Genomic DNA, 24,958 nt, shown 5'->3' on the forward strand with positions numbered 1-24,958 from the left:
GTCAGTTCCCCCCTCCTTTGGATGCACTGCCTTGGGTCGTCGTCGGTTTCAGTGGTGTCCGCGGCGTGCGGGCCGGCGGACCGGTCACCACGCCCACGGTGTCGATCCGGGTCGGATCGACGTACGGCTTTATGGTCGCCGTGGACCCGAGCGCTCCCTGATTCGGCGTCACCGAGGTGACCACGCCGATCGGCACACCGGGCACGTACGGCGCGTTGCCGCTCGAGCCCCAGGTGACGATCCGGTCCCCGACCGTCGGCCTGGCCTTGAGGTCGACCAGCTTGTAGTCGAGGGTGCCGCCCGCCTCACCTCGACCGGAGACGAAGCCGAGCGCCATCGAGGCGTTCAGCCGGCCGCCGACGGTCGAGTTGCGGTCGCCGATCAGCAGCACGGTCGCGGTCGCCTGGGTGGTGCGCACCACGCGGCCGACCAGGCCGTCCCCGTTCAGCACGGTCATGTCGACGTGCACGCCGTCCGCCGTACCGGCGTCGATCGTGACCGTGTGGTTGAAGCTCTGCGCACTGCCGATCCCGATCACCCGGGCAGGGGTCATCGTGTACGCCGGCGCGAGCTTGAGCAGCCGGTCCAGCTCGGCGGCCCGGTTGCGGGCGTAGTCGGTGGTGTTCAGGTCCTGGTGGAGCTTCTCGTTCTCACTCTTCAGTTTTTCGTTCTCGGCCTTCAACCTATCCATTTCCGCGAATCGGTCGCGGAGGTTGTCCACAGGCTGCCGGGCCGAGCTCGCGGTCGACTCCAGCGGGCCGAACACACTCGCCGCGGCCTCCCGCAGCGGGTCCACCGGCGAGCCGGCCGAACGCCGCGCGTCGAGCACGATCAACGTGAAGCAGGCCAGGATCACCAGCACCAGCACGGTCCGTCGCCGGCGGACCGAGTTGGGGGTGCCGGCCGAGCGCAGCGGCGCCTCGCCCGCCGAGCGGAAGGCGCTCCTGGCCGTCGGGGTCCCGAGGTCTTTGAGCATCGGTGGAACCTCAGCGCCGGTTGTCGGTGACCAGGATGCGGTTGAGGGTCTCGATGTTGTCGACGCACTTGCCGGCGCCGAGCACGACCGCGTCCAGCGGGTTCTCCGCGACGTGGATCGGGATACCGGTCTCGTGCCGCAACCGCTCGTCCATGCCCTTCAGCAGCGCGCCGCCACCGGTCAGCACGATGCCGCGGTCGACGATGTCACCGGCCAACTCGGGCGGGGTCTTGTCCAGGGTGGCCTTGACCGCGTCGATGATCGCGGTGATCGGCTCCTCGATCGCCTGCCGCATGCTCGCCGACGACACCTTCACGGTCCGCGGCAGCCCGGAGACCATGTCCCGGCCGCGGATCTCGCTGTCCGGCCCGTCGGTGGTCGGGAACGCCGACCCGATGGTCATCTTGATCTGCTCGGAGGTGGCCTCGCCGAGGAGCAGCGAGTACTCCTTCTTGCAGTAGTTCACGACCGCCTTGTCGATCGCGTCGCCGGCCACCCGGATCGACTGGCTGGTGACGATGCCGCCGAACGAGATGACCGCGACCTCCGTCGTACCGCCGCCGATGTCGACGACCATGTTGCCGGTGGCGTCGCGGACCTCGAGGTTCGAGCCGAGCGCGGCGGCCATCGGCTCCTCGATGATGTAGACCTTCCGGGCGCCGGCCATGTACCCGGCGTCGCGGACCGCGCGCTGCTCGACCGCGGTGATCCCGGACGGCACGCAGACCACGATCCGCGGCTTGGCGAAGTACCGGCGCCGGTGCACCCGCTGGATGAAGTAGCGCAGCATCTGCTCGGCGGCGTCGAAGTCCGCGATCACGCCGTCCTTGAGCGGCCGGATCGCGGTGATGTTGCCCGGCGTCCGGCCGATCATCTTCTTCGCCTCGTGACCGAACGCGACCGCCTCACGCGGCTCGTCGGTCCGGGTCGCGACCACCGACGGCTCGTTCAGGACCACTCCACGGCCGCGCACGTAGACGAGGGTGTTCGCCGTACCGAGGTCGACCGCCATGTCGCGGCCGAGCATGCTGTTCGCCATCGAGGCGCCTCCCGCTCGATCCGGTTTTCAGGCTAAACGCGCGACCACCGTCGCCGACGCATCGACACGGGCCCGGCTCCGGATCACCAGGTCGCCCACGCATCGTATCCGACCGAGCACCTGTGGAGACTGCCGGGGTGAGCGGCCGGAGCCTTGAAATCAGGGCAGGTCGGGGAACCAGATCTTGATTTCGCGGGCGGCTGACTCTTCGGAGTCGGAGCCGTGGACGAGGTTCTCGCGGTTGGACAGCGAGAGGTCGCCGCGGATGGTGCCGGGGGCGGCCTTGCGGCCGTCGGTGGCGCCGTTCAGGGCCCGGACCACCTCGACCGCCTCGTCCCCCTCGAGCACCAGGGCGACCAGCGGGCCGCTGGTGACGAAGGCGCGCAGCGGCGGGTAGAAGTCCCGCTCGACGTGCTCCGCGTAGTGCTGGTCGGCCAGGTCGCCGTCGATCGTGCGCAGGTCCATCGCGACGATCCGGAGTCCCTTGGCCTCGAACCGGCCGAGCACCTCCCCGACCAGGCCACGGCGTACCGTGTCGGGCTTCAGCAGGACCAGGGTGCGCTGCGACATCAGTCAGACTCTCTCTCGAAGTAGGTCGGGCGCGCTGAGCCTAACCCGTGTGCGCCTGCTTCGCTTCCTCGATGCGGCGGCCGAGGACGATGGCTGCGACCCAGAAGCCGGCGAAGGCCAGGCCGAGCACGAACATCACCGGTACGACGAACCCGAGCCCGACCGCACCGACCTGGACCACCCAGCCGAGCGCGTAGCCGACCCGGTTGCGCAGCAGACCGGTCGCCAGCAGGGCCAGTACTGCGAGCCCGAGGCAGACCGGCAGCGCGATCGCGGGCCGGATACCGGCGATCGAGATCATCACCGGCGTCACCAGCGCGAGCACCAGCGACTCGAACCCGAGCACGATCGACGCGAGTGACCTCATTCGTCACCCTGCTTGGGTTTGCGGACCAGCAGCGCGCGGGCCTCACCGGCAGTGATCACGGAACCGGTGATCAGTACGCCGCCGGTACCGAGAGCGACCGCGTTCTCCTCGGCCAGCCGGATCGCGTCGTCGATCGCGTCGATCAGGTGCGGCCGGACCAGCACCCGGTCCTCCCCGAACACCTCGGCCGCGAGCTCACCCAGCTCCTCGGCCGGCATCGACCGCTCGAGGAAGCTGTTCCGGGTGCAGACGACCGTCTCCATGATCGGCTCGTACGCCTCCAGGAGGCCGTACACGTCCTTGTCCTTCATGCAGCCCAGGACACCGATCAGCGGCTGGAAGGCGAAGGCCTCGGAGACCGTGGCCGCGGTCGCCTCGGCGCCGTGCGGGTTGTGCGCGGCGTCCACGACGATCGTCGGGCTGGTCCGGACGACCTCCATCCGGCCCGGGCTGGTCACCTCGGCGAACGCGGCTTGCAACAGCTCGGTGGTGACCCGGCCCTCGGCCTGCGGGCCGGCGCCGAACAGCGCCTCCACCGCCGCGACCGCGGTACCGGCGTTGTGCGCCTGATACTCACCGTGCAGCGGCAAGAAGATGTCGTCGTACTCGCCACCCAGGCCCTTGAGCGAGATGAGCTGCCCGCCGACCGCGAGCGAGCGGCTGACGACACCGAACTCGATCCCCTCCCGGGCGACCTGCGAACCGACCTCGGCGGCCTTGCGAATCAGCACCTCGAACACGTCCAGGCTCTGCTGCGCCATCACCGTCGTACCGCCCGGCTTGATGATGCCGGACTTCTCCTGGGCGATGGTGACCGGATCCGCGCCCAGGATGTGCGCGTGGTCGACCGCGACCGGGGTGATCACGGAGACGGTGCCGTCGGCGACGTTGGTGGCGTCCCAGGCGCCGCCCAGGCCGACCTCGACGATCGCCACGTCCACCGGCGCGTCCGCGAAGACGGCGAACGCCATCGCGGTCATCACCTCGAAGAACGACAGCGGGTGCTCCTGCTCGGCGTCGACCACGTCCAGGTACGGCTCGAGCTCGGCGTACGCCTCGACGAAGCGGTCCTCGCTGATCGGCTCGCCGTCCAGCGTGATCCGCTCCCGGACCGACTCCAGGTGCGGGCTGGTGAACCGGCCGGTCCGCAGCCCGGCCTCGCGGACCAGGGCGTCCACCATCCGTGCGGTGGAGGTCTTTCCGTTCGTCCCGGTCAGGTGCACCACGGGGTACGCCTTCTGCGGATCGCCGAGCAGCTCGACGAGCCGCCGGACCCGGTCCAGCGTGGGTTCCATCTTGTGCTCCGGCCATCTTTGCTGGAGCCGCGCCGATACTTCGGCATAGGAGAGGTCGCTCATCAGGAGACCGAGTCTAGTAAGGGCTGTGGATAACCGGTCGGAAGCACCCCTTGACAACCACTACGATTGTGCGCATGAGCCAGACGTCCCGTGTTCCAGACAAGCCCACCCTCGAAGGCCTCGAGGAGAAGTGGGCTGCGGTATGGAGGGAGCAGCAGACCTACGCCTTCGATCGGACGGCCGAGCGGGCCGAGGTCTTCTCCATCGACACGCCGCCGCCGACCGTCTCCGGATCCCTGCACGTCGGGCACATCTTCAGCTACACCCACACCGACCTGGTCGCGCGCTACCAGCGGATGCGCGGGAAGAAGGTCTTCTACCCGATCGGCTGGGACGACAACGGCCTGCCCACCGAGCGCCGCGTCCAGAACTACTACGGCGTCAAGTGCGACCCGTCGCTGCCCTACGACCCGGACTTCACCCCGCCGGCCAAGCCGGACCCGAAGAAGCAGGTCCCGATCGCCCGGCAGAACTTCGTCGACCTGTGCGGTGAGCTGACCCACATCGACGAGCAGGCGTTCGAAGCGATGTGGCGCCGGGTCGGCCTGAGCGTCGACTGGTCGCACCTCTACACCACGATCTCCGAGGACTCGCGCCGTACGTCGCAGCGCGCCTTCCTGCGCAACTTCGCCCGCGGCGAGGCCTACCTGGCCGAGGCGCCGACGATGTGGGACGTCACGTTCCAGACCGCGGTCGCGCAGGCCGAGCTCGAGGCGCGGAACTACCCGGGCGCCTTCCACCGGATCGCGTTCCACGCTCCGCACGGGCCGGTGTACATCGAGACCACCCGGCCGGAGCTGATCCCGGCCTGCGTCGCGCTCATCGCCCACCCGGACGACGAACGATACCAGGGGCTGTTCGGCAAGACGGTCAAGTCCCCGCTGTTCGGCGTCGAGCTACCGGTTCTGGCCCACGAGGCGGCCGAGCCGGACAAGGGCGCCGGCATCGCGATGTGCTGCACGTTCGGTGACCTGACCGACGTCCAGTGGTGGCGCGAGCTGCAGCTCCCGGTCCGCACCGTCATCGGCCGCGACGGCCGGCTGCTGCGCGAGACCCCAGCCTGGCTGGAGGGCTCGGAGCTGTACGGCGAGCTCGCCGGCAAGACCGTGTTCAGCGCGCGGGAGCTGATCGTCGACAAGCTGCGCGAGAGCGGCGACCTGGACGGCGAGCCGAAGCCGACCCAGCGGATGGCGAACTTCTTCGAGAAGGGCGACAAGCCGCTGGAGATCGTCTCGACCAGGCAGTGGTACATCACCAACGGCGGCCGGGACGCAGGGCTCAAGCAGGAGTTCCTCGAGCGCGGCAACGAGCTGGCCTGGGTCCCGGAGCACATGCGGCACCGGTACCTGAACTGGGTCGAGGGGCTGAACGGCGACTGGCTGATCTCCCGCCAGCGCTTCTTCGGCGTCCCGTTCCCGGTCTGGTACCCGATCGACGCCGAGGGCGAGCCGGACTACGACCACCCGCTGATGCCGAGCGAGGCCGAGCTGCCGATCGACCCGACTTCGCAGGCCCCGCGGGGGTACGACGAGTCCCAGCGCGGCAAGCCGGGCGGTTTCGAGGCCGACCCCGATGTGATGGACACCTGGGCGACCTCGTCGCTGAGCCCGCACATCGTCTGCGGCTGGGAGCGGGACGACGACCTGTTCCGCCGTACCTTCCCGATGGACCTGAACACGCACGCGCACGAGATCATCCGGACCTGGCTGTTCTCCCGCGTCGTCCGGGCCCACTTCGAGAACGGCACGCTGCCGTGGGAGCGGTCGATGATCTCCGGGTTCGTCGTCGACCCGGACCGCAAGAAGCTGAGCAAGTCCAAGGGCAACGCGATCATCCCGGACGAGATCCTGAACAAATTCGGCTCGGACGCGGTGCGGTGGCGGGCGGCGATGGCGCGACCGGGGCTGGACTCGCCGTTCGACGAGTCGCAGATGAAGGTCGGCCGGCGGCTGGCGATCAAGGTCCTGAACGCGTCGAAGTTCGTCCTCGGGTTCGGGGCGACGACGGTCGACGCCGCGGCGGTCACCGAGCCGGTCGACCTGGCGATGCTGCAGCGGCTGCGGTCCGTGGTCACGGACGCCACGGCGGCCTTCGACCGGTACGACTACACCGGTGCGCTCGAGGTCAGCGAGCGGTTCTTCTGGACGTTCTGCGACGACTATGTCGAGCTGGTCAAGGAGCGTGCGTACGGCGGCCAGGGTGAGGCGGCAGCGTCGTCGGCGAAGGCTGCGCTGGCCGTTGCGCTGTCGGTCCAGCTCCGGCTGCTGGCGCCGTACCTGCCGTTCGCGACCGAAGAGGTCTGGTCGTGGTGGCAGGAGGGTTCGATCCACGTCACGCGGTGGCCCGAGGCGGATGTCGACCTCGCGGTCGCGGCGCAGGAGCCCGAGGTGCTGGACGCGGTCTCGGAGGTCCTGGCCGGGATCCGCGGGGCGAAGTCGGAGGCTCAGGTCTCGATGAAGACCGAGGTCAGCAAGGTCGAGGTCAGCGGTCCGGCGGCCCGGCTGGCGCTGGCCGAGCGGGCCGAGCCCGACCTGCGCGCGGCCGGCCGGATCACCGGCGAGATCGTCTGGAGCCCGGACGACTCCGACGCGGTCAAGGTCGTCGCGACCCTGTGACGTTCGTTTCGCGCCGGCGCCCGTCTCCTTCCGGGGAGGCGGGCGCTACCGTTTTCCACTCGAACGACTACGCTGCGGAACCGCGTTTGTGCCGATGTGGAACCATCAGGTCGAACCGCGCGACCACAGTCTCGAGGAGCCCTGCATGAGCGACCCCACCACCCCGGACCGCCCCACCCCGGAGGCTCCCACCACTCCCGCTTCCACGAAGCCCGCGGCTGAGAAGACGGCTGCTGGAGGCATGCCTGCTGCTGGTGGGTCGAGCAGCAGTGTCGAGGACACCCTTGAGATCGGGAAGGTCGAGGACGGCGGCAAGGACCAAGCGGCCACCGGGACGCCCGAGGGGAAGGCAGCGGCTGGCGGCAAGTTGGTGGTTGAGACGAAGAAGTCGCGGTTGCGGGGGTTGAAGCGGGGGCCCTGGCTGACTGTCGGCGGGGCCGTGGTGGTGCTGGTCGTGCTGGCGGCGCTGGGGTACGTGTGGGGGCTCGGGCCGATGAATCGGCTGAACACCGCGCGCGGGATCACGCCGCCGGGACAGCTCGCGGGGCTGGACCGGATCACCGACCAGGAGATCCGCAACCAGCTGCAGCTCGACCAGACGCGCGAGGCGCTGAGCCGGATCAACGACGGCAAGCAGGCGACGGTCGAGGCGTACGGAAACCTCGACGGGAACCGGATGTTCGTGGTGATCGCCCTGCGCGGCAAGGTCGACATCGACAAGACCGTCGCGGACTCCGGCGCGACCCCCGACAAGGTCAAGAAGGTCGGCCGCGCCACCTGCGTGGAGTCGTCCGGCAACCTGCCGACCCAGTGCTACCGCGGCTCCAACACCCTCACCGTGATCGCCCAGTCCGCCAACGAAGGCGTCACCGTCGACGCAGTCTCCCCAGTAGCCGAAGAAGCCTTCAACGCGATGAAGTAGTGATCGTCGGCTTGGTCGTGAGACGGTCTGCTGCGAGAGTGAGGCATGCCCAAGAGCCGCGGCCGGAAGAAGGCGAGCAAGAAGGTCCACAGCGATCGGTCCCGCGGACGCCGCTCGGCAGTGTCCAGACTGGACGCGACCTATCGCGAGGTCTTGGCCGGCCTCGACCAGATCGCTCGCGGTGGGGATCCGCTCGACGCGGAAGTGCTGATCTCGATGCTCGCCGGCGATGGCTGGCAGTCCGACGAGACAAGTGCGGAGCACACGCCCCTCGAAGCTCTCCTCGACGCCGCGGAACGCCGTACCGCACGTCCTGGAGCGGTGGCCTTGGCTCGCGCGGCTTCCTCGATGGCTCCGACAGCAGACCTCGCCGCGCGCGCCCGGGACGTGGCCGACGACCTGGTTGCCCGTGGCGCTCCTGAGCCGTCCTGGTCGACCATGCTCGATCAGGTCGCCGCCGGAGATTGCTGGGCGCTGCGTGACGTGTACGGCGATGGAGCCAGCGTGCTGTGCTCCTTCGAGCGCGCCGGACGTCGCCACGGGCTCTCGGTACTGGTCGACTTCAACCATCTCGGTGGATGGGCGAAAGACATCCTGCTCGCCGAGGATGTCGACGCCATGCTCGAGCTGATGCACGAGGGCGCGTCCGATGCCAGTCAGACCATGTACCTGGAGCAGATCGGTCCGGGCGAGGCGCGACATCTGCTGGAAAGCGCCTTCGCCGCCACCGACAGCACCTGGCAGCCGGAGGTCTCCGACGAGTTCGTTGAGCTGCGGGCGCTCGCGCTGTCTCGCCTGAAGGTGCTGCCCGAATCGCCGGATCCGACGATTCGGGCCGAGCCCGGCGATGGCGAACGAGCTGGGATCGTTCAGGAGTTTCTGGCCTCACCGGAAGCCGCTGACCTCCCCTCGGTCGGCGACCCGGAGTACTGCGCTCGGCTGATCGTCGACTACGGGGCGGACTACGACGACGGCAAGCTACTGCGCGTCAGCCCGGCCAAGACCGAGATCTTCATGCTCGGCTGGGTGCCGCGGAAGGTCCTCCTCGACCCAGGCGACCGCGCTCTGCTGCCAGAGCTGATGAGGGCCTGGGTCCGCTGGTCCGCACGTCGCCAAGGACTACCTCCCGCCGCCGTCGACGAGTTGCACGAGGCGGCGCGGATCTGCGCGGAGGAGTTCGACAGCGCATACGACGATGCCGATGACTCATCGCAAGCCAGTGCACTGCTCAGCGGCCTGCCGGAGACGGAGAGCGTCGCGGAACTGCAGGACGCACTCGACCGGCGAAGATTCGCGATGCCGTACTTCGGCACGAGGATCGGTGAGGAAGACTTCCCGCGACTGGATCCCAACGACCCGGACGAGCGGTCGATCCTGATCCAAGGCGAGCACCCCGAGTACCACGAGGCTCTCGCCGATCCGGCGTTCGAGGGCGAGATCGACGGCGTGAATCCCCGCCTGCACCTGGCGATCCACGAGATCGTCGCCAACCAGTTGTGGGACAACGATCCGCCGGAGGTTTGGGCGGCCGCCCATCGCCTCCTCGCTGCGGGCTACGACCGCCACGACATCCTGCACACCATCGGCCACGCGGTCATGACCCACTTGCACACCGCTCTCACCGACCACGAACCGGTCGATGTCACCGCTTACCGGGCAGAACTCGACAACCTCGGCCGCTGATGCCGCGTCGAGCAACGTTGTGTGCATTTCGACAGGAGGTGTGCGGTGCTCGAGCGCAATCCCTCAGTCGGTTCACGCAGGGAACAGCCCGCAGTGGTCGTATACGTCCTGTCGAGCTGCACGGAAGAGGTCAGCCAAGTAGGCCGGTGATGAGGGTCATCAGGGGGATAGACAGGAGCGTGCTCAGGAGGACTGCGCTGCGGGCCAGGGTTCGGCTGCTGCGGTAGTGGACGGCGTAGACGTAGACGTTCTGGGCGGTCGGCAAGGCGGCCAACAAGGTCGGCGCCAACAGCGCGGCGCCCCGTAGATCGAGCACCCACCGGGCAACGGCGTACGCGGCCAACGGAGTCGCCACCGTCTTCAGCAGCACAGCGAGTACGACGTCCCGCCGCAACGTGATCGAGTCCCGCGTACCGCCACTCAGACTGAGTCCGTAAGCAATCAGCCCGACCGGAACGGCAGCCGCAGCAAGCAGATCGATCGGCCGCATCAAGACCGTCGGCAACTCCACATTCACCGAAGCGACCGCCAGGCCAAGCAATGACGCCACCGTCAGCGGATTGCGCAACGGCCGCGTCAGCACGGTCTTCAGCGACACCCGCCGCCCCGACCCTTGCCTGTCTCCGTCGAGTACGGCGAACGCGATCGGCGCCATCACCAAGAGCTGGAACAACACGATCGGCGCCACCAAGGCACCATCACCAAGCACGTACGCCGCCACCGGCACACCCAGGTTGCCGGCGTTCACGTACGACGACGCCAGTACGCCGATCGTCGCCTCGGATCGCGTCCGTCGCCAGATCACCACGGCCACCAGCAGGAAGATCAGCTGCACCACGAACAGACTGATCACGTTCGTGACGAGCACCGCCGAGAAAATCGAGTGCAGATCCGCCCGCGCGACGGTGGTGAACAGCAGCGCCGGCGTCGCCACGAAGAAGGCCAACCGCGACAGCACCAACTCGTCCTGGGCGCGCAGTACGCCGAGCAGTCCGACGACGTACCCGAGGACGGCGACGGAGACCAGTGCGACGAAGGCGCCAACGACCGCTGACACAGCGGGTCAGGCATTCGGCAACGTCGGCACGGCCGCGATCGTATATGAAACGGCGCCTGAACTCCGCTGACAACTCAGCCTGTGAGATCTCCCCCGCACCGGCACGAACCCTTAACCTGTCAGATGCTGACGAGTTAGCGACTTGATCGGAAAGATTCCACCAGCGACGAACAGGATGGCCGGCATGACTACCTTCGCGCGACTCCCCCGCGCCGCGGTGACCGCAGCTTCCGTGCTCGCGACCGTGGCAACGTTGAGCGCCGTCCCCACGGCGTACGCCGACAGCAGTGCATCCGAGCAACTCACCGAGGCGCTGCCCCTCGGCGACCAGGACCTGGCCGAGACCCGGACCAGCCAGGAGCTGGCCCAGGGCGTCACGCTGACCAAGATCGTCCGCGGCACCGAGCCCGCGGCACCCGACCAGATCAACACCACGACCCGTGGCCCGTGGGTCGTCAACGTCCTCACCATCGACCCGGCCAAGTCCAAGGGCCGGCTGAAGGCGACGTACGGACCGGACCTGGCGAAGGTCGAGAAGACCTCTGACCTGGTCCGCACCGCCGGCGCCGTGGCCGGTGTGAACGCGTCGTTCTTCACCTTCACCGCCAGCCAGCTGTACCCGGGCGAGCAGGTCGGCCTCGGCGTCTTCGACGGCAAGCTGCTGAGCGAGCCGCTGACCGACCCGGCCGAGGCCAACCTGGTGATCGATGCCAACAGCAACAAAGTGGTCGCCGGTCACCTGCGCTGGTCCGGCAGCGTCGTGAACCGCACCACCGACGTGCGGTTGCCGCTGGAGTTCGTCAACCACCCGCCGGTGATTCCGGCCGCGTGCGCGACGCTGCCCGATCAGACGGCGTGCACCCAGCCGGGTGACGTCGTCCTGTTCACCAAGGAGTTCGCGGCCGCGACGCCGGCCGGAGCGGGTGTCGAGGTGGTGCTCGACCGGTACGGCTGCGTCGTCCGGACCGCCACGACGCGCGGCACGGCCCTCGCCCCCGGCCAGACCTCGCTGCAGGCGACGGGCAAGGACACCGTCGCGCTCCTCGCCGCCGTGGCGAACGGATGCCTCAACCGCGACATCAAGCTGACGAACCAGAACGGCGACGACGTGCCGTTGCGCAGCGGCCTGTACGGCGTGACCGGCCGCTACCAGCTGACCTCCGGCGGCGAGATCGTCGTACCGGACGGCACCGGCAGCTTCTTCGACCGCAACCCGCGGACGATCGCCGGTACGACGCAGGACGGCAAGATCCTGCTGGCCACGATCGACGGCCGGCAGACCACCAGCGTCGGGACCACGATGGACGAGACGGCCGCGGTCGCGGACGCGCTGGGCATGCACGACGCGATCAACCTGGACGGCGGCGGCTCGACCGCGATGGCGCTCGGCGACGGGACGCTGGTCAGCCACCCGAGTGGCGCCGGTGGCGCCGAGCGGGCGGTCGGCGACGCGATCGTCTTCGTCCCGGGCCGCTAACGGTTGCCGGGGGCGGCAACCACCAGGTCGTGCGACTCTGAAGGTGTGCGACTGCGGTTGCTGCCCCTACTCCTCACCGGCCTGGTGATGGCCGGCTGCGGCGGCACGCAGCCGGAGTCCGGGAAGGAGCCGGCCATGACCGCACCCAGCAGCATCACGGTGACGAGCAGAGCGTTCCAGGACGGCGGGAGCATCCCGAGGAAATTCACCTGCGACGGGGACGACGTGTCCCCGCCGCTGGCCTGGGAAGGCCTTCCGCCGACCGCGGGTTCACTGGCCCTCGTGGTCGACGACCCGGACGCACCCCGCGGGACCTTCACCCACTGGGTGCTGCTCGACCTCGAGCCGAACACCACCACCATCAACGAAGGACAGGTGCCCCAAGGCGCCAAGCAGGCGAACAACTCGGCGGGCAGACCGACGTACTTCGGCCCCTGCCCGCCGAGCGGCACCCATCACTACCGCTTCACCGTCTACGCCCTCTCCGAGGCGACCGGCCTCCCCGACGGCACCAAGCTCGACGAAGCCCTCGCCGCCATCGACGCCAGAACCCTGGCCCGCGGCCGTCTCACCGGTCTGTACCAGCGGTAGATGTCCCCTGCATGTCACAGTCCCGTAACTGGGGATTGACGTTTCTGACTACGTAGACACATTCTGACTACGCAGTCAGAACGACTGTCCCCCATAAGGTGAGGGCCCATGAGCGAGGCGAAACCGGCACCGAACGGCGGTCGCGGCCGCCGTCCCGGCAGCACGGATGTCGCCCGGCTGGCGGGTGTCTCGCAGAAGACCGTCTCCCGGGTGCTGAACGGCGAGCCGTACGTGAAGGAAGAGGTCCGCCTCCGCGTCCAGGCCGCCATGCGTGAGCTCGGCTACCGCCGCAACAACGCCGCCCGGGCGCTCAACTCCGGCCGCACCCGGCGGATCGGAGTGGTCTGCCTCGGTACGGCGCTCTTCGGCCCGTCGACCCAGTTGGTCGCGATCGAACGGACCCTGCGCAGTACCGGCTATTCGTTGAGCATCGTCAACACGCTGGAGGGCGACACCGGCGGGGTCGCGGGCGCCGTCGAGCACCTGCTCGAGCAGGGCGTCGACGGCATCATCTTGTCGGAACCGATCGACGAGGGTGACGACCAGCCGATCAACGTCGACCTCCCGGTGCTGAGTTTCGGGCAGTTCCCCGGACTCACCGCCCGCTCCGCGCTCTACACCGGCGGCGACAACACCGGCGCCGGCCGGCTGGCGACCGAGCACCTGCTCGGCCTCGGACACCGAACCGTCTGGCACGTTGCCGGGCCGCAGCGCTGGTGGGCGGCCCGGGAACGGCTCGAAGGCTGGCGGCAGGCGCTCGCCGCCGCGGGTGTTCCGGAACCGCCGGTGCTCGAAGGCGACTGGCTGCCGGCCTCGGGATACGAGGCCGGCCGGCAACTCGCCCGCAACGACGAGGTCACCGCGATCTTCGTCGCCAACGACGACATGGCCATCGGGGTGCTGCGCGCGCTCGCCGAGGCCGGTCGTTCCGTCCCCGGCGAGGTCAGCATCGTCGGCTTCGACGACATCCCGTCGGCCGCCTACCTGAGCCCGCCGCTCACCACCGTCCCGCAGGACTTCGACGCGCACGTCGCCCGCGGGATCGCGAACCTGGTCACGGAGATCGAGTCGCCCACCGGCGACCGCTCCCCCGCACCGGAGCCACCACCGCTCCGGCTGGTCATCCGTCACTCCACCGCTCCCGCGTCCTGACCGACGTACCCAGCAGGTAGGGCGCTCGTCCGCCCCTACCTGGGCGCCGCCTTGCCAACTTCCGAGGAGTTGTTCCCCGTGTTCTCGTTCCCGAAAGGCCGGCGACGCGCCGGCATCGCACTCGCACTCACCGCCGCGCTCGCTCTCGCCGCTTGCGGCGGAGGCGGCGACGACTCGTCGTCCGACGGCGCCGCGCCGGCCCAGGCCGTCAGCCAGGCCGAGATCGACAAGGCGATGACCACCCCGACCGAGCTCACCTTCTGGACCTGGGTCCCGAACATTCAGAAGGAGGTCGCCCTGTTCCAGCAGAAGTACCCGGCGATCAAGGTGAAGGTGGTCAACGCCGGCCAGGGCGAACCGCAGTACACCAAGCTGCGCACGGCGCTGAAGGCCGGCAGCGGCTTCCCCGACGCGGTCCAGATCGAGTTCCAGTACATCCCGACGTTCTCGCTCACCAAGAGCCTGATGGACCTGCGGCCGTACGGCGCCGAGTCCCTGAAGGACCAGTTCGTGCCCTGGACCTGGCAACAGGTGGTCGGTTCCGGCGGGGAGGTCTGGGCGGTTCCGCAGGACAGCGGGCCGATGGGGATGCTGTACCGCAAGGACATCTTCGACAAGCACGGCATCGCCGTACCGAAGACCTGGGACGAGTTCGCGGCGGCGTCCCGCAAGCTGCATGCCGCGGACCCGAACGTCTACATGACGAACCTGGCGCAGAACCAGGCCGGCGTCTGGTTCGGCCTGCTGTGGCAGGCCGGCATCAAGCCGTTCGAGAACCCCAGCGCGGACTCGGTGAAGGTCGACCTGAACGGCGAGGGTTCCAAGAAGCTCGGCGACTACTGGGGCGGCCTGATCAAGGAAGGCGTGGTCTCCGCCGACGCCGACTTCAACGACGCCTGGTACCAGGCGCTGAACCGCGGCAAGTACGCCACCTGGCTGACCGCCGCCTGGGGTCCGGTCTTCCTCGAGGGCAGCGCGAAGGCGACTGCCGGCAAGTGGCGGGCGGCGCCGCTGCCGCAGTGGGAAGCCGGTAAGAACGTTTCCGGAAACTGGGGCGGCTCGACGACGGCCGTCGTCCAGGGCACCAAGAACCCGATCGCCGCGGCGAAGCTGGCCGAGTTCATCAACACCGATCCCGCCTCGACCAAGATGTTCGCGACCGAGCAGTTCCTGTTCCCGGTCACCAAGGCGCTGCTGGCCGACCCGGCCTTCGTCGACCGGCCGCTGCCCTTCTACGGCGGCCAGCCGGTGAACAAGCTGTTCGCGGAGATCAGCGACACGGTCGACACGAAGTTCCAGTGGCCGCCGTTCCTGGACCAGGCCGTCAACGACTGGGACGAGACCGTCGGCAAGTCGTTCGCGAACAAGAGTGACACCGGCGCCGCGCTCGACCAGTGGCAGCAGCGAACCACGACGTACGCGGAGAACCAGGGCTTCAAGGTCGAGCAATGAGTGTCAACGTCACCGAAAGGCTCGAGTCGGCGACACCGAGCCGCAGTGAGGCTCGCCGGCGGAGGCGTGGCGTCAGCCACGCCTCGACCGGCTACCTCTTCGTCGCGCCGTTCATGCTGGTGTTCCTGGCCATGCTGGTGCTGCCGCTCGCCTATGCGGCGTACCTCAGCCTGTTCCGGGAGCGGCTGATCGGCGGCACGGTGTTCGCCGGACTCGAGAACTACAGCCGGGCGGTCACCGATCCGCGGCTGCTGGAAGGGATCGGTCGGGTCGGGCTGTTCTTCCTGATCCAGGTGCCGCTCATGCTCGTCATCGCGCTGGTGGCAGCGCTCGCGATCGACAGCGGCCTGCTCCGGATGGCGAAGGTCTTCCGGCTCGGGATTTTCCTGCCGTACGCCGTGCCGAGCGTGGTCGCCGCGCTGATGTGGGGATACCTCTACGGCCGCGACTTCGGACCGTTCACCCAGCTCACGGACGCGCTCGGCCTGCCGGCGCCCGAGTTCCTCACCAGTAGCTGGATGCTGGGCTCGCTGGCGAACGTCGTCACCTGGGAGTTCACCGGCTACAACATGATCATCCTGTACGCCGCTCTGCGGGCCGTGCCGCACGAGCTCTACGAAGCCGCGGCAGTCGACGGCGCCGGAGCGATCCGTACGGCGTGGAGCATCAAGATCCCCGCACTCCGGCCGGCACTGCTGGTGTGCCTGATCTTCTCGGTGATCGGCAGCTTCCAGTTGTTCAACGAGCCGCAACTGATGCAGCGACTGGCGCCGAGCGTCATCGACAGCGCCTACACGCCGAACCTCTACGCCTACACGCTGGCCTTCACCGGCCAGGAGGTGAACTACGCCGCGGCGGTCTCGTTCCTCCTCGGCGCGGTCATCGTCGTCGCGTCGTACGCGGTCCTGTTCGTCACCGCACGGAGGAGCCGGTCATGACCGAACGCCGCAGCAACGTGCTCACCCTGGCCATGCTGGCGTTGCTGATCTACTTCCTGCTGCCGTTGTTCTGGCTGTTCGTGGCCTCGACCAAGACGATCGCCGACCTGTTCTCGAGCTTCGGGCTGTGGTTCGCCGGCGACTTCTCACTGTTCACCAACATCCGGGACACGGTGACGACCGACGGCGGGGTGTTCGCGCGCTGGATGGGCAACACCATCTTCTACTCGGTGGCCAGTGCCGGCGGCGCCGCGTTGCTCTGCGCCCTCGGCGGGTACGGGTTCGCCAAGTACCGGTTCCGCGGGAACGTGCCGATGTTCGCGCTGGTGCTCGGCGCGATCATGGTGCCGACCACGGCCCTCGCGATCCCGACGTACCTGCTGTTCAGCAAGGCCGGGATGGTCAACACGCCGTGGGCGATCATCCTGCCGTCACTGGTCAGCCCGTTCGGCCTGTACCTGATGCGGATCTACGCGCAGGACGCGGTGCCGGACGGGATCATCGAGGCGGCCCGGATCGACGGGGCCGGCGAGTTCCGGATCTTCTTCCAGGTCGCGCTCCGGATGCTTGCCCCAGGCATCGTCACCGTCGTGCTCTTCACCCTGGTCGCGACCTGGAACAACTACTTCCTGCCGCTGATCATGCTCAACAACCCCGACCTGTACCCGGTCACCGTCGGCCTGGCCGCGTGGTCGTCGCAGGCCAGCGCGGGTGGCGGGACGACCGGAGCGGTGCTGTCACTGGTGATCACCGGGTCCTTCCTGTCCATCATCCCGCTGGTCGCGGCCTTCCTGCTGCTGCAGCGCTACTGGCAGTCCGGCCTGTCGACCGGCGGCGTCAAAGGCTGATTCCCTTTCTATCCTTGGAGAAACTGTGCAAGAGCGTGTGCTCTTCGGGGCTGCGTACTATCACGAATACCAACCGCACGACCGGCTCGAGCAGGACCTCGACCTGATGGCCGCGGCCCGGTTCTCGGTCATCCGGGTCGGCGAGTCCGTGTGGTCGACCTGGGAGCCCGAGAACGGCCGCTTCGACGTCGACTGGCTTCAGCCCGTCCTCGACGGCGCGCACGCCCGGGGCATCGCCGTACTGCTGGGGACTCCGACGTACGCCGTACCACCGTGGCTGGTCCGGCTTTACCCGGAGATAGCGGGTGAGCGCAGGACGGGTCAGCGGATCCCGTGGGGCGCACGGCAGGAGGTGGACTTCACCCACCCCGGCTTCCGGTTCCACGCCGAGCGGGTGATCCGCAAGATCGCCGACCGGTACGCCGGCCATCCGGCGGTGATCGGGTTCCAGGTCGACAACGAGCCGGGGAACGAGCTCTTCCACAACCACGGGGTGTTCCAGCGGTTCGTGGACAGCCTGCGGCACAAGTACGGCGAGGTGCAGACGCTCAACGACGAGTGGGGGCTCGTCTACTGGTCGCACCGGTTGTCGGACTGGGCCGACCTGTGGACACCGGACGGTAACTACCAGCCGCAGTACGACGTCGCGTGGCGGCAGTTCCAGGCCGACCAGACCACCGAGTTCATCGGCTGGCAGGCCGACATCGTCCGCGAGTACACCCGTCCCGACCAATTCGTCACCACCTGCATCTCCTACGAGCGCCCTGCCATGGCCGACGACGAGCTGGTACGGCGGCTGGACGTCACGGCAGGCAATCCGTACTACGCGATGCAGGACGGACTGCTGCACCCGCAGACCGGGTCAGCGCAGCAGAACTGGACCACCCGGGGCACGTGGGCGCTCTACCTCAGCGCGGACCGCATGTACTCGTCACAGCAGCGACCGTTCCTGGTGACCGAGACGAACGCGCAGTCGATCGGCTACCCGTGGGACAACCGGCCCGCGTACGACGGCCAGTGGCGGCAGGCAGCCTGGGCACTCGTCTCGCGTGGCGCGAAGATGATCGAGTACTGGCACTGGCACACGCTGCACTTCGGTGCGGAGACCTACTGGGGCGGCGTACTCCCCCACAACGGCAAGCCTGGCCGGACCTATCGGGAGATCGCTCAGCTAGGCGCCGAACTGGAAGCCGCCGGTGAGCTGGTGACCGAGCTGACCCCGGACAGCGACGTCACCATGCTGTACTCGCTGCCGAGCAAGTGGCTGATGCAGAAGTACCCGGCCCTCTCCCATGAGGACGGCAGTCCGGACGACCGCTCGTACCACGGCCTCTTCGATCCCTTCTACCGTGGCGCTTTCGACGCCGGACTGCAGGTGCGCATCCTGCATGCCAGCCAGTTCACCGGCACAGCGGACCCGGTGCTGGTCGTCCCGGGTCTCTACCTGGCCGACGATGCACTACTGCAGCAACTACTCGCCTATGCCGCGGCGGGCGGCCACCTGGTCGTCGGACCGCGCACCGGGTACGCCGACCTCGAGGCACGGGCTCGCACCGCCACCATGCCTGCCGGACTCGCTGCAGCAGCCGGAGTCTCGTACGACGAGTACAGCAACCTCAGCGTGGACCTGCCGGTCCGTGCCGCGGCCGACTCACCATTGCAGCTCGGCGACGACGCGGCAGCGACACGCTGGGCCGACGGACTGCAGGTCGACGGCGCCGACGTACTGGCCAGCTACGAGCACCCGCACTTCGGGCGGTGGCCGGCAATCACCACGCGGGCGCACGGAGACGGCCGGATCACCTATGTGGGCACCGTTCCGAACGGCCCGCTCGCGGTCGCGCTGTTCCACTGGATCAGCCCCTCACCATGGACCGATCTGCCTTCGAGTGTGACCATTACGTCGGCCACCGCCCCCGACGGGCGCCGGCTGCGCTTCGTGCACAACTGGTCGTGGGACAGCCTGAGCATCGACCTGCCGTCGATGCTGCACGACGTACTCGCGGATACCACGGTCAGCGACAAGCTCGACCTCGGTCCGTGGGACGTGCGGGTGCTGGTGGAACCGAGTCAGTAGTCGTAGCCCGGGTTCGACGGAGCTTCGGTCGGGGCGGCACCGGTTGTCGCGGCGTGCCAGGTGAACGTGGTGTTGCCGAAGGCATCCTCGAGGTTGTGTCCCTGGTGCTGCCCCGACCCGGTGTCCAGCTTGAACGTGTACAGGGGCTTGCCCTGGAACGTGAGCTGGCTCGCGCCGTTGTCGGGACGTTTGACGACCGCCAGTCCGTCGACGGACTTCGCCGTACTGTCGGATCCTTCGACCGGGAACCAGAAGGACAGGCAGCTCTCGGTGCACTTGATCGTGCCGTCGGCTTCCTGGTCGGCGAAGTACAGGGTCTTGCCGGAGGAGTCGACGAGGGTCTGGCCGAGGCCGTCGACCTCCTGGACCGAGACGGTGCCGTCGGCCGGCTGATCGCCGGCCGCTTCCCGTGCGCTGCCACCACAGGCTGTGAGCAAGGCCAGCGCCGCCGTTGCTCCAAGCAACAAATTGAAGTTCTTCACCTGAGCAAGTACGCACGGCGGGCCGTCCGGGTTCAGTTGAACCTTTGACGGCTCTGCTGCGTATTTCTTGAGTGTGGATGACGAGACCGTGATCCGCGCGCTGTACGACAGGTACCGGCGACCGTTGTTCGGCTACGTCCTGCGTTCGGTAGGCGGTGACCACCAGTACGCCGAGGACATCGTCCAGGAGACGATGACGCGCGCCTGGGCGCACTCGGCCGAGCTCGACCCGGACCGGGCCGGGCGCTGGTTGTTCACGGTCGCGCGGAACCTGGTGATCTCCGGGCAGCGCCGGCGCGCCGCCCGGGTGACGGAGGTGGCGATCGAGGGGCGCGAGTTCGCGGCGCTCGGCGACGACATCGACCGGGTGCTACAGGCGTGGCAGGTCGCCGAGGTCCTGCGCGGGCTGAGTCACGACCACCGGCAGGTCATCGTCGAGCTGTTCTACCGGCGCCACACCGTCGCGGAAGCGGCTGCCGTCCTGGGCATCCCGCCCGGGACGGTCAAGTCGCGAAGCTACTACGCCCTGCATGCATTACGCGCCGCCCTGGAGGAGAAGGGAGTGACGGGCTCATGACGTGTCCGGAGACCATCGCGATCGGCGCGTACGTGCTCGGCGCCCTCGACGTCGAGGAACGCCGAGCGACCGAACGGCACCTAGTCACCTGTGACTCGTGCCGCGAGGCGCTCCTCCAGTTCGCCCACCTGCCTGGGCTGCTCCACGCCGTACCTATCGAAGACATCGAGGCCGACGAGCCGGCGCCACCTCTCCAACTGCCGGTACGGCGTAGGCCGCGCCGACGCAGCCTGATCCTGGCGGCGGCCGCAGTGGTGATCGCCGCAGTCATCGGAGGCATCCTCGGCTGGCAAGCACCGAGCGATGAAGTCACCTGGACAGCCACCGACGGCGTCGACGTGACCGCCCAGCTCACCAGCCACGCGTGGGGCACCGACATCAAGCTGCAGATGGCCGGACTACCACCGGCCGAGCACTGCAAGCTCATCGTGCACGGCCGTGACGGCACCACGGAGATCGCCGGCTGGTGGGCGACAACCAGCACCTACCGGGCCGACGTCCCGGCCAGCACGTCGATCCCGCTGGACGACATCGACCGCCTCGAGGTGGTCACCTCCGGAAACACCGTGATCAGCACGGTCACATCGACGACGCGGTAGCCTCTTGCAATGATTGCAATAGTGGTCGTGGCGGTGTTCTTCGCCGGCATGGGACTGTATGGGCTCGCCGCTCCGGCCGCGCTCGTCCGGCCGTTCGGGATCCAGGCGGCCGGACCGCACGCCCGCACCGAGGTCCGAGCCGTGTACGGCGGCTTCGGGCTGGCCGTCGCCGGGATGCTCGTCGTCGCGGCGATCGACGCGGACATCCGCCGCGGCGCCGTGATCGCGGTCGCGGTTGCGCTGGGTGGGATGGCAGCCGGCCGGTTGGTTGGGCGGGTGGTCGACCGGCCGGCCGCCTTCTATCCGATCTGGTTCTACTTCTGGGTCGAGGTCGTGCTGGCCGCGGTGTTGTGGTTCGCGGTCAACTGACTCACCAACTGTTGTTGGAGAAGTCCTGGCCCAGGTAGATCTGGTCGTAGGTGTTGCCGTCGTTGTCGTCGGTGTAGGCCACGGCGACTTGGGCATACGGCGAGACGGCGACCGTCATCTGCTCCTGCCGCCCGTCGGGCAGGGAGTTGAGCTGCTGTGCAGACAGCCGGCCGGTGTCGGTGCCGTCGGTCCCGAAGCCACGGACCCAGACGTTGAGATCGGTGGCCTGAACAGTCCAGCCGACGACGGTCTGGGACACGTCGTCGATGCCGATCGACGGCGCCTTGCCGCCGGCCGCCACCTGCACATCCGCGAACCGCGCGGCCCCGGTGGCGGTGAAGCTCCGCGTCCACGCTCCCGCCGTACCGGTGTGGTCGGACTCCCACGCGACCGCGAAGTCGCCGTTGAAGTTGGCCGCTACGGCCGGATGCCTCTGCTGGCCCGTGGTGTTGGAGTTCGCGACCCGGCGGGACAACGTGGCCGCACCGTTGGTCCGGCCCAGCCGGATCAGCCCGACCTCGTACGACGCGTTGGCGTCACCGTCGTCGTCCCACACCACGACCGCGTCACCCGAGGCGGACACGGCCACGTCCGGGTTGTGGTGCTGCCCGGTCGTCGTCGATGCGGTGACTTCCCAGGCTCGCGTGGTCGGACCGGTGTACCCGGCCGCCTTCACGGTCGCCGGCGCGGTGCCCTGAATGTCTTCCCACACGACGGTGAACGCGACCGCACCACTCGTCGGCGCACCGTCCGGGTCCACCGAGACACGCGGGTTGATCTGCTGACCGTCCGCGCTGCTGTTGGCGGAGCCTGAGGCGGTGACCGTGCCGGCCGTGTTCACTACCCGGTACGGGATGTTGTAGTAGCCGTTGCCGTCCGGGTCGTCCTGCCAGACGACGACCGCGTTGCCCTTGTCGTCCAGCCCAACGTCCGGGTGCAGGTGCCGCCAGTTGGTGACGCCACTACTTCCCGCGGCGGACAGTTTCACCTCGTAGAGCGCCGTACCGTTGCGGAAGGTTCGTAGGTAGATCTCGCTGTGCACGTTGGTCGTCGCGTCGTCGGTGTCGCGGTCGTCCTCCCACACCACAGCGGTGTAGCCGTTGCGGTTGGTCGCGATCGCCGGGTTGTCCTGGTCCCCCGTCGACACGCTGTTGGCCGTCGACCAGGTCGGGGTGGCGATGTGAGCCTGCGCCGGCAGGGCGGTGAACACGAGCGACGATGCCGCCAGCGCGGTGATGGCGAGTGTCTTCTTCATCGTTCCCCTCACACAGCCTGCAGGCCGGGCTGGCCCTCTTGGATGACGAACGACTTCACCGTCGACGCGGCGGCACCGTGCTCGGACACCTTCGCGACCGCGCGGAAGTCGGCCTGCAGCTGGGTCGGGCTGATCGTCGTACGGACGTAGCCGCGCCGGTTGTTGTAGAACTTCAGCCACGGGTTGGTCCCAACGTCGGGGATCGTGGTCGCGCCGTCGCCGTCGCCACTCGAGGTGACCGAGCTGGTGACGAGCTCCGAGCCGATCGTGGCCGAGCTCGCGTTGTTGTAGTCGGCCTTCAGGTCGCTCGCCCAGGCCCGGTGGACGTCTCCGGTGAGGACGACCGGGTTGCGAGTGCCGCGGGACACCCAGCCCTGCTGGATGCGGGCCCGGGACGCGCGGTAGCCGTCCCACGAATCCATGCTCGCGCCGCTCGCGTTGAACCGCCGGGCGAAGAACACTTGCTGACCGATGATGTCCCAGGTGCCGTAGTGCTGCGCCAGTCCATCGAGCAGCCAGGTCTCCTGGGCGTTGCCGGGCAGGCTGCGCGACGCCAGGTCCGCATCGGAGCACACCTTCCAGCCGTCACCACATGCCTGGTCGTTGCGGTACTGCCGGGTGTCGAGCATGTGGAAGGTCGCGAGGTTCCCCCACCGCAGCCGGCGGTACAACGGGATGCTGTTGCCGCTGTTGGCCTGCGCGGGCCGCAGCGGCATGTTCTCGTAGTACGCCTGGTACGCCGACGTCCGCCGAGACGTCCACTGCGCAGTGGTGAGCGACGGAGTGCTGTCCGCCCGCACCATGTTCGCGTAGTTGTTCTCCACCTCATGGTCGTCCGGTACGACGATCCACGGCGCGGCAGCGTGGGCGGCCTGCAGGTCCGGGTCGGACTTGTACTGCGCGTACCGCCGACGGTAGTCCGCCAACGTCACGATCTCGGTCGTGCCCGCGTGGGTCCGGGTGCGTCCGGCGACAGCGCCGTACTCGTAGATGTAGTCGCCGAGGTGCAGGATGAGGCCCGGGTTCTCCTCGGCCATCCGGCGGTAGACGGTGTAGTAGCCCTCCTCGTAGTGCGCACACGAGGAGAACGCCATGACCAGGTCACGCCCGTTGGTGCCGACGGCGGGCGCCGTACGGGTCCGGCCGACCGGCGAGATGTGGCCCTGGGCACGGAATCGGTAGAAGTAGTCCGAGTCGGGATTGAGGCCACCGGCAACCACATGCACCGAGTGGGCGGCGGCGTACGCCGCAGTGACGGTGCCGGAGGCGACGAGGGTGCTGAAGGTGTCCGTGGTGGACACCTGCCAGTCGACGGTGACGTTGGCGTTCGCCATGCCGCCTTGGCCGTCGGCATTGAGGGGCGATGGCGCCAGCCGGGTCCACAGCACGACGCTGCTGGCGTCCGGCTCACCGGACGCGACCCCCAGCTGGAACGGGTACGGGACTGCCGCTGTCGCCGCGATCACGGTGGAGCGGACCGGAAGAGCGCTGACTCCGGCGGCGGCAATCCCGCCGAAGACCAGGGTTCTGCGACTGATTGGGCTCATGGGCCTCACCTTCACTACTACTCAGGGCGGTGGGCTCCCCGGACGGTGAAGCGAACGGAGCCATCCGGGGAACCTTGAGAGTGCGTGGTGCTTGATACCCATAGTGGGACAATTTGTGTAACTTTCCTACCGTTCATAGCTGCCTAGTTGAGGGCAAGGACGAGCAGAATCGCGGCAGGAACCCCCTCCAGCAGCGCGTTCAGCCAGAGCTTGGGCTGCGAGATCACCAGGACGACCGCCATGAAGGTGTGCTGCGCGGCGGTGAAGACGATCAGCGCCTCCCCCTGCGGCAGGTGATCGGTCTGCACGAGCACGACGCCCGCCACCAGCGCAACCGCGGTCGTGAGGTTGTACCAGCCCATGTTGACCGTCCACAACCGGACCGCGTCCAGGTCACCGGGCCTGGTCAGGAACATCGGGTACAGCCGCGGGTTCCGGTAAAGGATCGCCTCCATCACGAACACGACCGTGAGCATCACCGCGATCGCGATGGCCAGCACCTGCGCCGCCGTACTCATGTCGGGACTCCGGCGAGCGTGACCCCGTGCCGGCTCGACACCTCGCCCAGCGCCGCGTAGTCGGTCGGGTCGACGGTCGCGAGGTCCGCGAAGAAGTCGCCCATCTTTCCGGTCTGGCTGACGGCCAGGAACTTCGCCGACGGGGTCAGCACCGAGAACGTGTTCACCGTCCCGGCCGGGATGCTGATCGACGCGCCGGGACCCAGGTCGTAGCCTTCGTCGCCGGCCTGCACCAGGATGCGGCCCTGCAGCACGTAGAACGCCTTGCTCCAGGTCTCGCTGTGCGGCGGCGCGGCCGGTCCGCGGGGCGCGTCGATCTCGAAGATCTCGTACTGCGCTCCAGTGTGCTCTCCACCGACCTTCACCGTGACGGTCGCGTCCGGAGCGACGTACTCCGCGCCTGTGCCCGCTGTGCTCAGGTGCACCGATTCAGTCATGATGTCCTCCCCTGCTCGGTTGTTGTGCCGACCGTAGGAAGGCTTTGTAGCG

24 protein-coding genes are annotated in these 24,958 nt (G+C 68.4%); 13 read left to right on the forward strand and 11 right to left on the reverse strand.

Annotation, left to right across the window (positions count from 1 at the left end):
* Position 1: 1 nt before the first annotated feature.
* From mreC to ACIBL3_RS17525, 5 genes are all read right to left on the reverse strand, one after another.
* A complete protein-coding gene (mreC, locus tag ACIBL3_RS17505; RefSeq protein ID WP_396354419.1) occupies positions 2–976 on the reverse strand; it encodes a rod shape-determining protein MreC in 975 nt (324 codons plus the stop codon).
* A gap of 10 nt (positions 977–986) precedes the next feature.
* Positions 987–2,015 carry a rod shape-determining protein gene (locus ACIBL3_RS17510; protein ID WP_360519612.1) on the reverse strand — a complete coding sequence of 343 codons (1,029 nt, stop codon included), beginning with the start codon at positions 2,013–2,015 and terminating at the stop codon, positions 987–989.
* A 159-nt stretch (positions 2,016–2,174) separates the two neighbouring features.
* Positions 2,175–2,585, reverse strand: coding sequence for a nucleoside-diphosphate kinase (gene ndk, locus ACIBL3_RS17515; RefSeq protein ID WP_396354420.1), 411 nt, complete (start codon positions 2,583–2,585; stop codon positions 2,175–2,177).
* A gap of 40 nt (positions 2,586–2,625) precedes the next feature.
* Entirely contained in the window at positions 2,626–2,952 is a 327-nt protein-coding gene (locus tag ACIBL3_RS17520; RefSeq protein ID WP_396354421.1) for a DUF4233 domain-containing protein, read from the reverse strand.
* Complete coding sequence (locus ACIBL3_RS17525) at positions 2,949–4,310, reverse strand: bifunctional folylpolyglutamate synthase/dihydrofolate synthase (RefSeq protein WP_396354422.1); 1,362 nt, start codon at positions 4,308–4,310, stop codon at positions 2,949–2,951. Before ACIBL3_RS17525 ends, ACIBL3_RS17520 begins: the two co-directional genes overlap by 4 nt.
* A gap of 74 nt (positions 4,311–4,384) precedes the next feature.
* Between ACIBL3_RS17525 and valS the strand changes: the two genes are divergently transcribed.
* The 3 genes from valS (at position 4,385) to ACIBL3_RS17540 (ending at position 9,530) form a co-directional block, all read left to right on the forward strand.
* Positions 4,385–6,925 (forward strand): valine--tRNA ligase, encoded by a 2,541-nt coding sequence (gene valS / locus ACIBL3_RS17530; protein ID WP_396354423.1) that lies wholly within the window; start codon positions 4,385–4,387, stop codon positions 6,923–6,925.
* A 145-nt stretch (positions 6,926–7,070) separates the two neighbouring features.
* Positions 7,071–7,847, forward strand: coding sequence for a hypothetical protein (locus ACIBL3_RS17535; protein WP_396354424.1), 777 nt, complete (start codon positions 7,071–7,073; stop codon positions 7,845–7,847).
* 45 nt (positions 7,848–7,892) lie between these two features.
* Positions 7,893–9,530 (forward strand): DUF1841 family protein, encoded by a 1,638-nt coding sequence (locus ACIBL3_RS17540; RefSeq protein WP_396354425.1) that lies wholly within the window; start codon positions 7,893–7,895, stop codon positions 9,528–9,530.
* Between the two features lie 130 nt (positions 9,531–9,660).
* On the opposite strand, the gene ACIBL3_RS17545 is transcribed toward ACIBL3_RS17540, so the two are convergent.
* On the reverse strand, positions 9,661–10,587 hold the full coding sequence (locus ACIBL3_RS17545) for an AEC family transporter (RefSeq protein WP_396354426.1): 927 nt from the start codon (positions 10,585–10,587) through the stop codon (positions 9,661–9,663).
* 184 nt (positions 10,588–10,771) lie between these two features.
* Here ACIBL3_RS17545 and ACIBL3_RS17550 point away from each other — a divergent pair, with 184 nt between their 5' ends.
* From ACIBL3_RS17550 to ACIBL3_RS17580, 7 genes are all read left to right on the forward strand, one after another.
* Complete coding sequence (locus tag ACIBL3_RS17550; RefSeq protein WP_396354427.1) at positions 10,772–12,064, forward strand: phosphodiester glycosidase family protein; 1,293 nt, start codon at positions 10,772–10,774, stop codon at positions 12,062–12,064.
* Between the two features lie 45 nt (positions 12,065–12,109).
* The gene (locus ACIBL3_RS17555) at positions 12,110–12,655 is read left to right on the forward strand and encodes a YbhB/YbcL family Raf kinase inhibitor-like protein (RefSeq protein ID WP_396354428.1); all 546 of its coding nucleotides are present in this window, start codon (positions 12,110–12,112) and stop codon (positions 12,653–12,655) included.
* A gap of 108 nt (positions 12,656–12,763) precedes the next feature.
* Positions 12,764–13,807: a LacI family DNA-binding transcriptional regulator gene (locus tag ACIBL3_RS17560; protein ID WP_396354429.1), complete on the forward strand. Its 1,044-nt coding sequence runs from the start codon at positions 12,764–12,766 to the stop codon at positions 13,805–13,807.
* A gap of 78 nt (positions 13,808–13,885) precedes the next feature.
* Positions 13,886–15,259, forward strand: a complete 1,374-nt coding sequence (locus ACIBL3_RS17565) for an ABC transporter substrate-binding protein (protein ID WP_396354430.1) — start codon at positions 13,886–13,888, stop codon at positions 15,257–15,259.
* On the forward strand, positions 15,256–16,197 hold the full coding sequence (locus ACIBL3_RS17570) for a carbohydrate ABC transporter permease (protein ID WP_396354431.1): 942 nt from the start codon (positions 15,256–15,258) through the stop codon (positions 16,195–16,197). Before ACIBL3_RS17565 ends, ACIBL3_RS17570 begins: the two co-directional genes overlap by 4 nt.
* Positions 16,194–17,045 carry a carbohydrate ABC transporter permease gene (locus ACIBL3_RS17575; protein ID WP_396354432.1) on the forward strand — a complete coding sequence of 284 codons (852 nt, stop codon included), beginning with the start codon at positions 16,194–16,196 and terminating at the stop codon, positions 17,043–17,045. The genes ACIBL3_RS17570 and ACIBL3_RS17575 overlap by 4 nt, the downstream gene beginning before the upstream one ends.
* A gap of 25 nt (positions 17,046–17,070) precedes the next feature.
* Positions 17,071–19,122, forward strand: coding sequence for a beta-galactosidase (locus tag ACIBL3_RS17580; RefSeq protein ID WP_396354433.1), 2,052 nt, complete (start codon positions 17,071–17,073; stop codon positions 19,120–19,122).
* On the opposite strand, the gene ACIBL3_RS17585 is transcribed toward ACIBL3_RS17580, so the two are convergent.
* Positions 19,116–19,604: a hypothetical protein gene (locus ACIBL3_RS17585; RefSeq protein ID WP_396354434.1), complete on the reverse strand. Its 489-nt coding sequence runs from the start codon at positions 19,602–19,604 to the stop codon at positions 19,116–19,118. The genes ACIBL3_RS17580 and ACIBL3_RS17585 overlap by 7 nt on opposite strands.
* Before the next feature lie 73 nt (positions 19,605–19,677).
* Between ACIBL3_RS17585 and ACIBL3_RS17590 the strand changes: the two genes are divergently transcribed.
* Genes ACIBL3_RS17590 through ACIBL3_RS17600 form a run of 3 tightly spaced genes read left to right on the forward strand, consistent with a single transcriptional unit; the run spans position 19,678 to position 21,149 of the window.
* Positions 19,678–20,181, forward strand: coding sequence for a sigma-70 family RNA polymerase sigma factor (locus ACIBL3_RS17590; protein WP_396354435.1), 504 nt, complete (start codon positions 19,678–19,680; stop codon positions 20,179–20,181).
* Positions 20,178–20,780 (forward strand): anti-sigma factor family protein, encoded by a 603-nt coding sequence (locus ACIBL3_RS17595; RefSeq protein WP_396354436.1) that lies wholly within the window; start codon positions 20,178–20,180, stop codon positions 20,778–20,780. Before ACIBL3_RS17590 ends, ACIBL3_RS17595 begins: the two co-directional genes overlap by 4 nt.
* A 9-nt stretch (positions 20,781–20,789) precedes the next feature.
* Positions 20,790–21,149: a DUF4345 domain-containing protein gene (locus tag ACIBL3_RS17600; protein WP_396354437.1), complete on the forward strand. Its 360-nt coding sequence runs from the start codon at positions 20,790–20,792 to the stop codon at positions 21,147–21,149.
* Between the two features lies 1 nt (position 21,150).
* Here ACIBL3_RS17600 and ACIBL3_RS17605 read toward each other — a convergent pair whose 3' ends face one another.
* The 4 genes from ACIBL3_RS17605 to ACIBL3_RS17620 form a co-directional block, all read right to left on the reverse strand.
* A complete protein-coding gene (locus ACIBL3_RS17605; protein WP_396354438.1) occupies positions 21,151–22,404 on the reverse strand; it encodes a hypothetical protein in 1,254 nt (417 codons plus the stop codon).
* 8 nt (positions 22,405–22,412) lie between these two features.
* On the reverse strand, positions 22,413–23,951 hold the full coding sequence (locus ACIBL3_RS17610) for an alkaline phosphatase D family protein (protein ID WP_396354439.1): 1,539 nt from the start codon (positions 23,949–23,951) through the stop codon (positions 22,413–22,415).
* Positions 23,952–24,094: 143 nt separating this feature from the next.
* On the reverse strand, positions 24,095–24,469 hold the full coding sequence (locus tag ACIBL3_RS17615; RefSeq protein WP_396354440.1) for a DUF1304 family protein: 375 nt from the start codon (positions 24,467–24,469) through the stop codon (positions 24,095–24,097).
* On the reverse strand, positions 24,466–24,906 hold the full coding sequence (locus tag ACIBL3_RS17620) for a cupin domain-containing protein (RefSeq protein ID WP_396354441.1): 441 nt from the start codon (positions 24,904–24,906) through the stop codon (positions 24,466–24,468). The genes ACIBL3_RS17615 and ACIBL3_RS17620 overlap by 4 nt, the downstream gene beginning before the upstream one ends.
* Positions 24,907–24,958 lie beyond the last annotated feature (52 nt).

The sequence above is a fragment of the Kribbella sp. NPDC050124 genome (assembly GCF_044460355.1).
GTDB lineage: Bacteria > Actinomycetota > Actinomycetes > Propionibacteriales > Kribbellaceae > Kribbella.

Coding starts and splice junctions, on each gene's coding strand:
- mreC (WP_396354419.1), bottom strand. CDS start 976: ATGCTCAAAGACCTCGGGACCCCGACGGCCAGGAGCGCCTTCCGCTCG.
- ACIBL3_RS17510 (WP_360519612.1), bottom strand. CDS start 2,015: ATGGCGAACAGCATGCTCGGCCGCGACATGGCGGTCGACCTCGGTACG.
- ndk (WP_396354420.1), bottom strand. CDS start 2,585: ATGTCGCAGCGCACCCTGGTCCTGCTGAAGCCCGACACGGTACGCCGT.
- ACIBL3_RS17520 (WP_396354421.1), bottom strand. CDS start 2,952: ATGAGGTCACTCGCGTCGATCGTGCTCGGGTTCGAGTCGCTGGTGCTC.
- ACIBL3_RS17525 (WP_396354422.1), bottom strand. CDS start 4,310: ATGAGCGACCTCTCCTATGCCGAAGTATCGGCGCGGCTCCAGCAAAGA.
- valS (WP_396354423.1), top strand. CDS start 4,385: ATGAGCCAGACGTCCCGTGTTCCAGACAAGCCCACCCTCGAAGGCCTC.
- ACIBL3_RS17535 (WP_396354424.1), top strand. CDS start 7,071: ATGAGCGACCCCACCACCCCGGACCGCCCCACCCCGGAGGCTCCCACC.
- ACIBL3_RS17540 (WP_396354425.1), top strand. CDS start 7,893: ATGCCCAAGAGCCGCGGCCGGAAGAAGGCGAGCAAGAAGGTCCACAGC.
- ACIBL3_RS17550 (WP_396354427.1), top strand. CDS start 10,772: ATGACTACCTTCGCGCGACTCCCCCGCGCCGCGGTGACCGCAGCTTCC.
- ACIBL3_RS17560 (WP_396354429.1), top strand. CDS start 12,764: ATGAGCGAGGCGAAACCGGCACCGAACGGCGGTCGCGGCCGCCGTCCC.
- ACIBL3_RS17570 (WP_396354431.1), top strand. CDS start 15,256: ATGAGTGTCAACGTCACCGAAAGGCTCGAGTCGGCGACACCGAGCCGC.
- ACIBL3_RS17575 (WP_396354432.1), top strand. CDS start 16,194: ATGACCGAACGCCGCAGCAACGTGCTCACCCTGGCCATGCTGGCGTTG.
- ACIBL3_RS17595 (WP_396354436.1), top strand. CDS start 20,178: ATGACGTGTCCGGAGACCATCGCGATCGGCGCGTACGTGCTCGGCGCC.
- ACIBL3_RS17600 (WP_396354437.1), top strand. CDS start 20,790: ATGATTGCAATAGTGGTCGTGGCGGTGTTCTTCGCCGGCATGGGACTG.
- ACIBL3_RS17605 (WP_396354438.1), bottom strand. CDS start 22,404: ATGAAGAAGACACTCGCCATCACCGCGCTGGCGGCATCGTCGCTCGTG.
- ACIBL3_RS17610 (WP_396354439.1), bottom strand. CDS start 23,951: ATGAGCCCAATCAGTCGCAGAACCCTGGTCTTCGGCGGGATTGCCGCC.
- ACIBL3_RS17615 (WP_396354440.1), bottom strand. CDS start 24,469: ATGAGTACGGCGGCGCAGGTGCTGGCCATCGCGATCGCGGTGATGCTC.
- ACIBL3_RS17620 (WP_396354441.1), bottom strand. CDS start 24,906: ATGACTGAATCGGTGCACCTGAGCACAGCGGGCACAGGCGCGGAGTAC.